General features: G+C 66.3%; 11 protein-coding genes. 7 read left to right on the forward strand and 4 right to left on the reverse strand.

The features are described from left to right. Positions 1-11: 11 nt before the first annotated feature. Positions 12-1,175 (forward strand): CaiB/BaiF CoA transferase family protein, encoded by a 1,164-nt coding sequence (locus MUG95_RS14495; RefSeq protein WP_247008931.1) that lies wholly within the window; start codon positions 12-14, stop codon positions 1,173-1,175. Between the two features lie 42 nt (positions 1,176-1,217). Then, on the forward strand, positions 1,218-2,192 hold the full coding sequence (locus MUG95_RS14500) for an LLM class flavin-dependent oxidoreductase (RefSeq protein WP_247008932.1): 975 nt from the start codon (positions 1,218-1,220) through the stop codon (positions 2,190-2,192). Positions 2,193-2,351: 159 nt separating this feature from the next. Here the strand turns inward: MUG95_RS14500 and MUG95_RS14505 are convergent, their stop codons facing one another. The 3 genes from MUG95_RS14505 to MUG95_RS14515 form a co-directional block, all read right to left on the reverse strand. Continuing rightward, entirely contained in the window at positions 2,352-3,128 is a 777-nt protein-coding gene (locus MUG95_RS14505) for an SDR family NAD(P)-dependent oxidoreductase (protein ID WP_247008933.1), read from the reverse strand. Between the two features lie 95 nt (positions 3,129-3,223). Beyond that, positions 3,224-3,961 (reverse strand): HAD family hydrolase, encoded by a 738-nt coding sequence (locus MUG95_RS14510; RefSeq protein WP_247008934.1) that lies wholly within the window; start codon positions 3,959-3,961, stop codon positions 3,224-3,226. Next, entirely contained in the window at positions 3,958-4,941 is a 984-nt protein-coding gene (locus MUG95_RS14515; protein ID WP_247008935.1) for an MBL fold metallo-hydrolase, read from the reverse strand. The genes MUG95_RS14510 and MUG95_RS14515 overlap by 4 nt, the downstream gene beginning before the upstream one ends. 320 nt (positions 4,942-5,261) lie before the next feature. Here MUG95_RS14515 and MUG95_RS14520 point away from each other — a divergent pair, with 320 nt between their 5' ends. The 3 genes from MUG95_RS14520 to MUG95_RS14530 are packed head-to-tail and all read left to right on the forward strand — an operon-like array spanning position 5,262 to position 7,544. Further along, positions 5,262-6,035, forward strand: coding sequence for an SDR family NAD(P)-dependent oxidoreductase (locus MUG95_RS14520; RefSeq protein ID WP_247008936.1), 774 nt, complete (start codon positions 5,262-5,264; stop codon positions 6,033-6,035). 45 nt (positions 6,036-6,080) lie between these two features. Next, positions 6,081-6,509: an SHOCT domain-containing protein gene (locus MUG95_RS14525; protein WP_247008937.1), complete on the forward strand. Its 429-nt coding sequence runs from the start codon at positions 6,081-6,083 to the stop codon at positions 6,507-6,509. A 39-nt stretch (positions 6,510-6,548) separates the two neighbouring features. Further along, the gene (locus tag MUG95_RS14530) at positions 6,549-7,544 is read left to right on the forward strand and encodes a TIGR04024 family LLM class F420-dependent oxidoreductase (RefSeq protein WP_247008938.1); all 996 of its coding nucleotides are present in this window, start codon (positions 6,549-6,551) and stop codon (positions 7,542-7,544) included. Here the strand turns inward: MUG95_RS14530 and MUG95_RS14535 are convergent. Further along, positions 7,541-8,317, reverse strand: coding sequence for an SDR family NAD(P)-dependent oxidoreductase (locus MUG95_RS14535; RefSeq protein WP_247008939.1), 777 nt, complete (start codon positions 8,315-8,317; stop codon positions 7,541-7,543). The genes MUG95_RS14530 and MUG95_RS14535 overlap by 4 nt on opposite strands. A gap of 194 nt (positions 8,318-8,511) precedes the next feature. On the opposite strand from MUG95_RS14535, the gene MUG95_RS14540 reads away from it, so the two are divergent. After that, positions 8,512-9,627 (forward strand): substrate-binding domain-containing protein, encoded by a 1,116-nt coding sequence (locus MUG95_RS14540; RefSeq protein ID WP_247008940.1) that lies wholly within the window; start codon positions 8,512-8,514, stop codon positions 9,625-9,627. Between the two features lie 60 nt (positions 9,628-9,687). Next, positions 9,688-12,156, forward strand: coding sequence for a TRAP transporter permease (locus MUG95_RS14545; RefSeq protein WP_247008941.1), 2,469 nt, complete (start codon positions 9,688-9,690; stop codon positions 12,154-12,156). The last annotated feature ends 26 nt before the right edge of the window (positions 12,157-12,182 follow it).

The raw sequence follows: 12,182 nt of genomic DNA on the forward strand, positions 1-12,182 counted from the left end.
TGGAGTCGGACATGCGATTGGATGGTGTTCGGGTACTCGACCTCTCACGGCTACTGCCGGGGCCGTACGCGACGCAACTCCTCGCCGACGCGGGGGCAGAGATTATCAAAATCGAAGACACGGGTGGGGGCGACTACGCCCGGCTGATGCCGCCGTACACGGACGACGGCACGGGAGCCATCTTCGACGCCGTCAACCGCGGGAAGCGAAGCGTCGCGCTCGATTTGAAGGACGAACGGGGCCGCGAGGCGTTCCTGGAACTCGCCGAGACGGCCGACGTGGTGTTCGAGCAGTTCCGCCCGGGCGTCGTGGACCGGTTGGGTGTCGACTACGAGGCCGTCCGTGAGGTCAACCCCGATGTCGTCTACTGCTCGCTGTCGGGGTTCGGACAGACCGGCCCGGACGCCGACCGGGTCGGGCACGACCTGAACTACGTCGGGATGGCCGGACTGCTCGATATGACTCGCTCGGACCGCGACAGTCCGCCCCAAATTCCGGGCTACCCCATCGGCGACATGGCGGGGGGGCTGTTCGCCGCGTTCAGCATCGTCGGCGCGTTGCTCTCCCGAGAACTGGGTAACACCGGCGGCGAGTACGTCGACGTGGCGATGACCGACGTAGTAACGTCGTTCTCCCAACCACTGGCCTACGAGGCGTTGACCGGCGACCAGCCGGCACCCGACGAGGCACCGCTGATCGGCGGCTTCCCGTGGTACGACGTGTACGAGACCGCCGACGGCCGCTACGTCACGCTCGCCGCTCTCGAACCCAAGTTCTGGCGGACGTTCTGTGAGGCCGTGGACAGACCGGACCTCGTGGACAAACATATGACCGGCGACGCGGCCGAACGCGAGGCACTCCGCGCGGAGTTGGCCGAAATCTTCGCCGAGAAGACCCGCGACGAGTGGGAGGCCGAACTCGGCGACGTGGAGGCGATGGTCGCACCGGTTCGGACGCTCGCGGAATCGCTCGACGGCGAGCGCGCGGCGGCGCGGGAACTCCTCGACCGGGCGACCGGCGCGCCCCGCGTCGGCTTCCCCGCACAGTCCTCCGAAGCGGGTACCGCGGACGGCCCCGCACCCGGACACGGCGAACACACGGAGGCAGTCCTCTCGGCCGTTGGCTACGACGAGACGACGCTCGCCTCCCTCCGCGACGACGGCGTCGTGCAGTAGCCGGACGGGGACTTTTGTACCGGGCGGTCCTGTGCAGTCAGCATGAAGCCCGGACTCCTCCTGCCACCGGCGGACGTGTTGGACCCCGTCGGCGTCGCCACGACCGCTGAATCGCTCGGCTACGGGTCGGTGTGGGTGCCCGAACTCTGGGGTGCCGACGCGTTCGTCCAGTTGGGTGCCGTCGCCGACGCCACCGACGACGTTCGGGTCGGGACCGCAATCGCCAACGTGTTCTCGCGCTCGCCCGCCGTGCTGGCGATGGCCGCCGCGACCGTCGACCGCTACTCGGACGGGCGGATGACGCTCGGCACCGGCGTCAGCACGCCCAAAGCCATCGAAGACCTCCACGGCGTGGCGTACGACCGTCCCGTGCGCCGCTCCCACGAAGTCATCGAAGTGGTCAAAGCGTACCTCTCGGACAGCGAGGAGCGCGTCTCCTACGAGGGTGAAGTAATCTCGGTGCAGGACTTCGAGACCCTCGGCCGGGACGTGCCGGTGTTCCACGCCGCGATGGGACCGGCCAACCGCCGGGTCGTCGCCCGCCTCGCGGATGGCTGGATTCCCCACAACATTCCGTTTCCGAACCTCGAAGGCACCTTCGACTACATCGCCGACCACGCTCGGGAAGCCGACCGTGACCCCGCCGACATCACCGTCGCGCCGTACGTCCCGGCGGCGGTCAGCGACGACGACCCGGACGTGGCCCGCGACGCCATCCGCGGCCACGTGGCCTACTACGTCGGCAACGGCGAGGGCTACCGGAAGGCCGTCGCCGAGCGGTTCCCCGACGAAGCGGACGCCGTGGCCGGGAACTGGCGCGAGGGGGACCGGGACGCGGCGAAAGCGGCCGTCACCGACGAGATGGTGGCCGCACTCGGTGTCGCCGGAACGACCGAACAGGCCCGCGAGCAACTGGCCGAACTGCAGGACGGCCCCGTCGACATTCCCATCGTTACCGTCCCGCGCCAAGCCGCGGATTTGGCGATGGAGACGGTGCAGGCACTCGCCCCGGAGTGAGTCGACTTCGAGAGGCTGTCCGGGACGGCCGAGAAGCGAGCGGTCGGCGGTACACCGTGTCCTACCGGACGCGAGGCCGGCGGCCGAGCGTCCGGGGAGTTTTATACTAAATTTTGCGAGGAGTGGTCGCGGCGAAGCCGCGACCCGACGACGTAAAATTTAGTAGGTGAACAGGTCGACGCCGCCGGTGACGCCCAGCACCTGCCCGGTGATGTACTCGGCCTGCTCCGAGGAGAGGTAGGCGACGAGGTTGGCCACGTCTTCCTCTTTGCCGAGTTTGTCCATCGGCGTCGCACGGGCGATGTCGGCCCAGTGCTCGTTGACGTTCTCGAGTTGGTCGTGGGGTAGTTCCGCGAGGTCGCCGACGACGATGGTCGGCGCGAGGATGTTCGAGGTGACGCCCTCCGGCGCGCCTTCGAGCGCGAGGGTCTTCCCGAAGCCGATGAGGCCGGCCTTCGTCGTGGAGTAGGAAATCTGGCCGTAGCCACCCTCCCACCCGGCGAGCGAGGACATCGTGATGATGCGGCCGAACCCGCGGTCACACATGTTCGGGAAGATTTCGCGGGTGATGTTGTAGGTGCCCGTGAGGTTGATGGTCATGTCACGGTCCCAGATGTCCGGGTCGAGGTCGCCGACGGTACCGACGGCGTCGACCATCCCGGCGTTGTTGACGAGGATGTCGACGCCACCGGTGGCGTCCTGCAGGTCCTCGACGGCCTCGGAGACGGCCTCACGGTCGGTCAGGTCACACTCGAGGGCGATGGCGTCGCCGCCGTCCTCCTCGATTTCGTCGGCGACGTCCTTGGCACCGTCCTTGTTCACGTCGAGGACGACAACCTCTGCACCCTCCTCTGCGAGTGTGTAACAGTCTTCGCTCCCGATACGCCCCGCGCCCCCGGTGACGAGGGCGGTCTTGTCGTCAAGTCCAAAGTCCATGACAATCTTCCGTTCGGAAAGCCCCCTGTTAATGCTACTCCCTTAGATAACAGGCTCGCCCTATATTGGGGCCGGAGACCCGTCCCCGCTCCGGGTTACTCCGAGCGGCCGACGACGGCCAACAAGTCCCGCAGGTCCTCGACAGCGTAGTCGACTGCCGGGTCGTCGAGTACCCGGTGACCGTCGCGTGTCGCGTCCGCGACCGCTTCCGTGGCAGTCCCGTTGTACGCCACCGTCTGGATGCCTGTCCGCGTCGCACCCTGCATGTCGTGTTCGTAGCGGTCGCCGACGTGGAGGGCACGCCCCGGCGGGACACCCGCTTTGTCGAGGGCGTCGGCGAACATCCGGCGGTCGGGTTTCTTGTAGCCGACGGCTTCGGAGGTGGTGATTGCGTCGAAGGCGTCGGCGACGCCGAAGGCGTCGAGCATCCGCTCGGCCTCCCACGTGTCGATGTCCGAGACGATGCCCAGGTGGAGGTCGTACTCGGCCAGTTCTCGAATCGTCTCGACTGCGCTGGGTTCGGGTGCCATCGCCGCGGCGGTGGCCGCCTCGAAGCCGGGTACCCACGCCTCGTCGTCGAGTCCGTCGTGGGTGATGGCACGGAACGCCTCGCGGTAGCCGTCACGGGCGGGCAGGTACTCCGTCCCGTCGGCGGCGTTGAAGTAGTCACCGAGTGCCGCGCGCCACTCCTCGATAGCTTCGCCCGGGTCGAGCCCCCGGTCGGCGGCGAACTCGGCGAGGAAGTCGGCGTACCCCTGCCTGATGGAGGGGAGGGAGACGACGACGCCGCCGATGTCGAAAAACACCGCGTCCCAGTGGTCGGGCTGTCTCATGCTGCGGTGTAGCGACGGACGCCGTGTTCGTCCACCTCGCTTTCGGCTTCGCCGTCGCGTTCGAGTTTGGCGAGGGCACTGGCCGTCTCGATGACCAGATACCGGATGTCGCGCTCACCCGCGCGCTGGAAGGCGATTTCGAGTGCGGTCTTCCCGCTGTCGCCGAGTCCGTCCCGCGTTCGGGAGAGCAGTCGGTCGAGGCTGTCCCGGTCGTCCTCGATGGCTCCTTCGAGGTCCGTGTGGGTCGGGTTGTGGCCGGTAAAGACGCGGTCGGCGTCGAGGTCCGAGAGGCGGTCGAGTGCCGTGTAGAACGCGTCGACGCCGTCGACGTAGCCGTCGTCGAACCCGTCGTGGAGTGCGACGGACCGGAACGACGTGAGTGCCATGTCGCCAGCGAACAACACCCGCTCGTCACCGACATCCGTGGCGTAACAGAGGTGGTCGGCTTGGTGGCCCGGAACGTGTGTCGCCTCGAACGTGAACTGGCCCACGTCGACGGCCGCCCCTTGCTCTATCCACACGTCCACGGCCTCCGGCGGGAGGAGTTCACGGTCCCGTTTCAGAGACCCGACCGCCATCTCGACTGCGTCGTCGAGGTAGTCGCCCTGCACGCCCGCGGCTTGGGCGTTCGTGCGCACGCGCCCCGACAGTGCCTCGACGTCGCGCCCGAACCGCTCTTCGACGGTCGCTGGCGCGTAGACGGTGGGGTCGCCCGCGTCCAGAACCGTCGGCACCTGCCCGACGTGGTCCGTGTGCGGGTGGGTGATGACGAGATGTTCGATGTCGCTTGGGTCGTAGCCCACGTCCGCGAGGGAGGCCCGAAGTTCGTCGGCGGCTCCCTCGCCGGTCATTCCGCCGTCGACGAGAATCGGCTCCACACAGTCGACCAGATACGCCGCTACGTGTCCCGGTGCCCAGTCCACGTCGAACTCGATTCGGTGGACGCCAGCTGCCCGCTGTCCGCTCCGTGAATCGCTCATTTCCCCCAACGAACGCCCTCTGACAAATAAGCGTTCCTCTCGCCGATAACATTGGTAGGCGAGCGGAATTTGGTATTAACACAGCACCTCATATACGGCTGTATATTTAACATCATTCGCGGTTCGTGGCCACAGTCGGGTGTGGATACTGCCGGACCAACTGTCCGGCCAGTCGTCGGCGGCCTCGTTCTGCCTCGCCCAGCGTCCCGAGTCCAGGGCGGTGCGGCGGTCACGTCGCGGTACACCCACATTTATTACCGACGGTGAACAGAACCCGAACGGAGATTAACAATGGAAACGACAACTGCGGGGGATGTTCGATGAGAGAGCAGTTCGCTGTCGAGGGACAGACGGCACTCGTCACGGGGGCGTCACAGGGAATCGGTCGCTCTATCGCGGAGCGGTTCGCCGACGACGGGGCGGACGTGGTCATCTGCTCGCGCGAGCAGGAGAAAGTCGACGAAGTCGCCGAGGGAATCAACGCCGAGGACGGCGGGGAGTGTATCCCCGTCGAGTGCGACGTGACCGACCGCGACGCCGTGGACGCGCTGGTCGAGACCACCGTCGAGGAGTTCGGGAGCGTCGACACGCTGGTCAACAACGCCGGTGCCTCGTTCATGGCGAACTTCGAGGGCATCAGCGAGAACGGGTGGAAGACCATCGTGGACATCAACCTCCACGGCACGTACCACTGCACGCAGGCCGCGGGCGAAGTCATGCGCGAGGGCGACGGGGGGCAAATCGTCAACTTCGCCAGCGTGGCCGGACAGGACGGCGCGCCCTTCATGAGTCACTACGCGGCCGCGAAAGCCGCCGTCGTCAACCTGACGAAGACGCTCGCTTTCGAGTGGTCCGACGACCAGGTGCGGGTCAACTGTATCGCGCCCGGGTTCGTCGCCACGCCCGGTGTCGAGACGCAGATGGGCGTCAGCGCGGATAGCATCGACCGGTCGAACGTCGACCGGCGCATCGGACTGGAGGAGGAAATCGCCGACATCGCGCAGTTCCTCGCCAGTGAGGCGTCCTCGTACATCACCGGGGAGACCATCACCGCGAAGGGCGTGCCGGACATCATGGAAGACCCCGACCTCTGAGGCCGGGGACACCGTTTTATCTCTGTCGGCGTTCACGGACCGCGTATGGTCGCGTCCTCGCCACTCGGGCGTCTCTCGCAGAACGCCACGGGCGTCGTCTCGACGCTGGTGACGGGCATCTGGTTGGCCGCCCTGTTTACGAACCAAGACTGGTGGCTCGCGTTCATGTTGTTCGGCTACGTCGTCGTCGTCCCGCTGACCGCGCTCCTGTTCGGGGACGACTCGGACCTCCGGGAGTGGTGGGACACCGACGCCACCTCCGTGGAACCCGACGAGCGACGGTCGGCCGAGACGGACGAGTCGCTACAGACCCTCCGGGAGCGGTACGCGCGTGGTGAACTCACGGACGAACAGTTCGAGCGAAAAGTCGAGCGACTGCTGGAGACGGAGACGTTGGAAGACATCGAGCGGGCCGAAGACACCACCGGTACCGCGACGGGACATACCGACCGGGAACCGGAGCGGTCCCGCTGAAGCGGCAAGTTATTTCCCACCGCGGGCCGGTGAGAGCGTATGATACGCGACCTCTTCCTGCCGGTCGCCGCACAGCCGAGTGTGGACACACTCGTCGAGCAAGCACAGCGCGCCGAGGAGTTGGGCTACGGCCGCGCGTGGTTGCCGGAGACGTGGGGCCGTGACGCGGTGACGACTCTCACCGCCATCGCCGAGCGCACCGAGGACATCGGCATCGGGACGTCCATCATGCCGATTTACTCGCGGTCGCCCGCGCTCGTCGGCCAGACGGCGACGACGCTACAGGAAGTCGCGGACGGTCGTTTCCGCCTCGGCCTCGGGCCGAGCGGTCCCATCGTCATCGAGAACTGGCACGGGATGGACTTCGAGCGGCCGCTCCGTCGCACGCGCGAGACAGTCGACATCATCAAGCAGGTCGTGTCCGGCGAGGAAGTCGAGTACGACGGGGACTTCTTCGACCTCTCGGGCTTCCGCCTCCGCTGTGACCCCCCGGACCCGGTACCACCCGTCGACGCGGCCGGAATGGGACCGAAGGCCGTCGAACTCGCCGGGCGGTTCGCCGACGGGTGGCACGCCCTGATGTTCACGAAAGACGGCCTCAGAGAGCGGATGGACGACTTCGAACACGGGGCCGAGTTGGGTGACCGTGACCGCGCCGACCAGCAGGTGACGCTCTCGCTGACCTGCTGTGTCTCCGAGGACGGGGAGACGGCCCGACAACTCGTCCGACAGCACACCTGCTTCTACATCGGCGGCATGGGGACCTACTACCGGGACAGTCTCGCCCGACAGGGCCACGAGGAGACGGCGCACGAAATCGCCGACCACTGGGCGGACGGCGACCGGGAAGCCGCGATGGCCGCCTTAGACGACGACCTCTTGGACGAAATCACCGTCGCCGGCACACCCGAGGAGGCGCGCGACCGGCTCGAAGCCTTCGAGGGTATCGACGGGCTGGACGCCATCAACGTCTCGACGCCGCGGGGTGCGGACCAGGAACAGATTCGGGCGACGATAGACGCACTCGCGCCTTAGTGGAAGGCGTTCATCCCGCCATCCACGAGGACGACTTCGCCGGTGGTGTACGGTGACGCCTCGCTAGCGAGGTACAGCGCGGTCCCTTTGAGGTCCGCGGGGTCACCGAACCGCTTGATAGCCATCATCTTCAGAAGTTCTTCCGTGATGGCGTCGTTGCCCATGAACATCTCCGTCATCCCGCTCTCTATCCACCCCGGCGCGATGGCGTTGACGCGGATGCCGTCGGTGCCGAACTCCGCGGCCATCTGCCGCGTCAACTGGATGACCCCGCCCTTGGAGGCGCAGTAGGCGGCCAACCCCGGCACTTGTGTCCCGTTGAGGCCGAGAATCGAGGCGGTGTTGACGATGCGGCCCCCATCCGCCATCGCGTTGACTGCGGCCTTGCAGGTCCGCATCACCCCGGTCAGGTTCACGTCGATGAGGTCCGCCCACGCCTCCATGTCGTAGCTATCGACGCCGCCACCGAAGGTGGAGACGCCGGCGTTGGCGAACGCGACGTCGAGGCCGCCGAACTCGTCGACGGCCGTCCGCACCATCGCTTCCACCTCCGCCATCTCGGTTACGTCCGCTTCGACGGCCCGGACGTTCGCGCCCGTCGCCTCGCTGATTCGCTCCGCTCGGTCCTGCACGCCGGTGGCGTCGATGTCGGCGGCCACAACGTCGGCCCCCGCTTCCGCCATCGCCTCGGTGAACGCGCCCCCGATGCCACCCGCCGCGCCAGTCACCAGTGCAACGTCGCCGTCGAGTTTGAAGTCGTCGAGTACACTCATTCCGGGTACCGTCGCGGGCAACGTAGCTACCCGGCCAATATATTGTGCACGTTATACGGGGTAATTTAAGTAAAACGCAGTCGTCAGGGTGTTAGCGGCCGGTCGTGAGCCTGTCACTACAGATATGTTGGCGATACTCATTTACAACGGTTAGATGAAAGAGTATATTACCGATAAATGTTAATTGGGTTTCCATGCGTGAGAATACAGACGAAACGCGGTCACCACGACGAACGTTCTTGAAGGGGACGCTCGGTGCTGCTGGAACGATGGCACTCGCTGGCTGTTTCGGCGGGGACGGCGGCGGCGACGGTGACGGCGGTGGTGGCGACGGGGGCGGTGACGGAGACGGCGGCGGCGACGGTGGCGGCGACGGGGGGTCCGCTCCCGGTGCCGACGGCGAGATGGTGATGACGACGTCCACGGAGACGACGGCGGCCTACTCCATGAGTCAGGTCATCGCCAACGCGGTCAACCAGAACAACGACACGGTGAACGTCTCCGCCCGGCCGAGCGAGGGGACCAACGCCAACGTCGGCCGCCTCGCCCGTGGCGAGTCCGACATCGCCTACGTCCAGAACTGGACGGCGAGCAAGATAGCCGACGGCGAAGACCCGTTCGGTGACCTCGACTACACGCCGTATCAGGTGTTCCACCTGTACGACCTCCAGTGGTTCCTCTGTACCGCCAACGATGGATGGGAGACCGTCGCGGACATCGAATCCGGGTCCCGTGTCTCCCCGACACCGCGCGGGTCCGGGACTGCCGAGATGCTCGAACACGCTCTCGGGTACGTCACCGAGGACTACGAGCGTGTCAGCATCGACTACGGCGGACAGGGCGGTGCGATGAGCGAGGGCCGCCTCGACGTCGGTGCCGGGACGTTCATCAACGGCTCCGTCGAACCCGGTTGGCTCCAGCAGATGAAAGGGACCGTCGACCTGCGACTGCTCGGGTTCCCGGACGACGTACTCTCGGACCTCGAAGACGACCCCGCAATCATCATGAGTCAGGTCGACACCGGCGAGTTCGAGAACTTCGGGTACGCTCCGAACCCGCTCAACACGCCCGCACTGGCGTACAACTTCGTCGTCCGTGACGACTTCGACGGTGACACGCTCCGCACGTTCCTCGACACCCTCTGGGAACAGCGTGAGGGCCTCGGCGAAGACAACGCCCTGCTCGGCCCGATGGCCGACGGCGAGTTCTGGACCGAGAACGGCTACTCGACGCTCCCGTTCCACCCCGCCGCCGCCGAGTTCTACCAAGACAAGGGCGTTTGGAACGACGACTACGAAGTCGGCGAGTAACCCCCGAACAGCAGGCGGTCACCCCCACCTCCACAGACACAGTACGAGGTATCCTACCCCATGAGCGAAACGAAACTCGAATCCGACGTACCCCACCCCACGGACGTGTTCGCACAGTTCCGGGAACGCCCACTCGGCGAGCAACTACTCGTCGCACTCATCACGGTCATGGCCGTCGGCCTGACCGCCGGGACACTGTACTTCGCGTGGGAGCGTCCCATCGTGCGCACGCGCTTCGCAATCATTTTCTTCGGCGTCGGCACCGCGCTGTACTACCTCTCGCGGGCACTCGACAAAGTGTCGGACCCGGACGACAGGTCGGACACGAAGCTGATGTCCCACGTCTCACGGCTCCTCGACGTGGGATTCGGGCGTATCGGTCTCGACGCCACGGCACTGGCCTCCCTGCCATCGCCGGTCGACACGCTCTCTGACGCCGACGCCCGCCACCGACTCCTCCGGCGACTCGACGCACTCGTCTGTCTGGTGTCCGCCGTCGCGGCACTCGTCGTTGGCGCGTACGTCACTGCCGAGTTCTTCAGACTCTCCCGTGACGCCATCGTCTTCGGGTTCAAACCGCTCGACCTCTACGTCGGATTGGTCGTCGTCGCACTCACCGTCGACGCGACCCGCCGCGCGTACGGCTACTCTATCGCGCTCGTCGCCGTCGCGTCCGTCGCGTACGCGATGGCCGGCCCCTCGCTGCCGGGCTTTCTCGCCCACTCCGGGTTCGAGCTCCGTGACGTGGCGACGTTCGGAGCCGTCCGCATCAAAGGCGCGTTCAGCTTCATCATGGAAGTCGGTGCCACGTGGGTCGCCGTCTTCATCATGTTCGCTGGTCTCGCCCGGGCCTACGGCGCGCTCGATTTCATCCTCGGACTGGGCCAGAAACTCGGCGAGAACCTGAAAAGCGGCGTCGTCCACGTCGCCGTCCTCTCCAGCATGGCCATGGGGTCCATCACCGGGAGCGCGGCGGCCAACGCCGCGACCACCGGGTCGTTCACGATTCCGATGATGAAAAAGCAGGGCGTCCGCAAGGACTTCGCGGCGGCAATCGAGAGCGTCGCCTCCTCGGGCGGCCAGATAATGCCGCCGGTCATGGGCGTGGCCGCGTTCCTGATGGCCGACATCATCGGCGTCTCGTACGTCCGGGTGATACAGGCCGCCGTCATCCCGGCGTTGCTGTTCTACTTCAGCGTCGGCGTGGCCGTCCAGTTCGCAGTGTTGCGGTACGGGTGGACGACGGAGCGTGGTACCGAGCGTCGGCTGACAGCATCGCTGTTCAGCACGAGGACGGTAAAGAAGGTTGGCTACCTCCTGCTCCTGTTCGCCGCGTTCCTCGTCGCGCGCTTGGATGTCCTCCAAGTTCCGGGCACCGGGGCGGAAATCGGACTGCTCGGACTGGGGCTGTTGTCCTCGGCGGCCGTCACTGCGGCCGTCCTCGTCGCGGTCCGTCTCCTGCAGTCGGTCCTGTTCACGCGGGCCGACGAGAGCGTCGGGAGCGACTTCGTCCGCGCGCTGACTGCCTTCTTCGACGGCGGTCACTTCGGTATCCCGATGGCCGTCCTGCTGTACACGCTCGTCATCATGGAACTGTCGCCGATGTCGGCGGGCCTGTACACAGTCATCACGATAATGGGGACGATGCTGGTCCGGGACCAACTGGTCGACGGACCGCTCGGTGCCGACAAGGGTGCCACGGCGGCGGGCGGCCAGTCCGGCGCGCTCCGACGGGCCGGCGTCACGCTCGGCCGCACCGTCTACACCACCCTCCGCGGGTTCAAGATGGGCGCGCTCGACATGGCTCCCCTCGTGGGCGTGTTGGCCGCGATGGGTGTCATCATCGCGATGGTCACGGAAACCGGCCTGACCGGGAAAATCAGCACGCAGATGGTCGCGCTCGGCGGCGGTGTCCTCGTCGTGGTGCTGTTTCTGGCGATGGTCACGAGCATCCTGTTCGGTCTCGGGATGCCGACGCCCGCCGCGTACATCCTCGTGGCGACGCTGTTGACCGGGTCGCTGGTCGACCTCGGCGTCGTCGAGATTACGGCCCACCTGTTCGTGTTCTGGTTCGCCATGTTGTCGGCCATTACGCCGCCGGTCGCTGTCGGGGTGGCCGTCGGCTCCCGCATCGCCAACAGCGGGTTCATGATATCGGCGAAGCAGGCACTGCGCATCGGTGCCGCGGGCTTTCTCGTCCCGTACGCGCTCATCGTCAACGACAGTCTCGTCAACTGGACGGTTACCGGAACGCCCATCTCGGTGTTCTGCGTGTTCGTCGGCGTCATCGCGCTGACGGCCGTCACCATCGGCTACGACGGGCGGAACGTGCTTGGGACGCTACATCGGCTGGCGTATCTCGTCCTCGCGCTGGTTGCGATGTACGCCCCGGCGTTCGCGTTCGCGCTGGGGCCGAACATGGCGACGGTCCTACAAGTGGCCGGGGCGACGCTCGCACTGCTGGGCCTCGGCCTGACACAGATGGGACGGCTTCCCCGCGTCGTCACGCCCGCCGCACGACGAGAGTAGCGATTCGCGCGAACGATTACCACTGT

This window comes from Halorientalis litorea, from assembly GCF_023028225.1.
GTDB classification, from domain to species: domain Archaea; phylum Halobacteriota; class Halobacteria; order Halobacteriales; family Haloarculaceae; genus Halorientalis; species Halorientalis litorea.

What these genes read in the sequence shown, in the direction of transcription:
- MUG95_RS14515 (WP_247008935.1), bottom strand. Translation starts at nt 4,941, where the DNA reads ATGAGCGATTCACGGAGCGGACAGCGGGCAGCTGGCGTCCACCGAATC.
- MUG95_RS14545 (WP_247008941.1), top strand. Translation starts at nt 9,688, where the DNA reads ATGAGCGAAACGAAACTCGAATCCGACGTACCCCACCCCACGGACGTG.
- MUG95_RS14525 (WP_247008937.1), top strand. Translation starts at nt 6,081, where the DNA reads ATGGTCGCGTCCTCGCCACTCGGGCGTCTCTCGCAGAACGCCACGGGC.
- MUG95_RS14540 (WP_247008940.1), top strand. Translation starts at nt 8,512, where the DNA reads ATGCGTGAGAATACAGACGAAACGCGGTCACCACGACGAACGTTCTTG.
- MUG95_RS14520 (WP_247008936.1), top strand. Translation starts at nt 5,262, where the DNA reads ATGAGAGAGCAGTTCGCTGTCGAGGGACAGACGGCACTCGTCACGGGG.
- MUG95_RS14495 (WP_247008931.1), top strand. Translation starts at nt 12, where the DNA reads ATGCGATTGGATGGTGTTCGGGTACTCGACCTCTCACGGCTACTGCCG.
- MUG95_RS14510 (WP_247008934.1), bottom strand. Translation starts at nt 3,961, where the DNA reads ATGAGACAGCCCGACCACTGGGACGCGGTGTTTTTCGACATCGGCGGC.
- MUG95_RS14505 (WP_247008933.1), bottom strand. Translation starts at nt 3,128, where the DNA reads ATGGACTTTGGACTTGACGACAAGACCGCCCTCGTCACCGGGGGCGCG.
- MUG95_RS14535 (WP_247008939.1), bottom strand. Translation starts at nt 8,317, where the DNA reads ATGAGTGTACTCGACGACTTCAAACTCGACGGCGACGTTGCACTGGTG.
- MUG95_RS14530 (WP_247008938.1), top strand. Translation starts at nt 6,549, where the DNA reads ATGATACGCGACCTCTTCCTGCCGGTCGCCGCACAGCCGAGTGTGGAC.
- MUG95_RS14500 (WP_247008932.1), top strand. Translation starts at nt 1,218, where the DNA reads ATGAAGCCCGGACTCCTCCTGCCACCGGCGGACGTGTTGGACCCCGTC.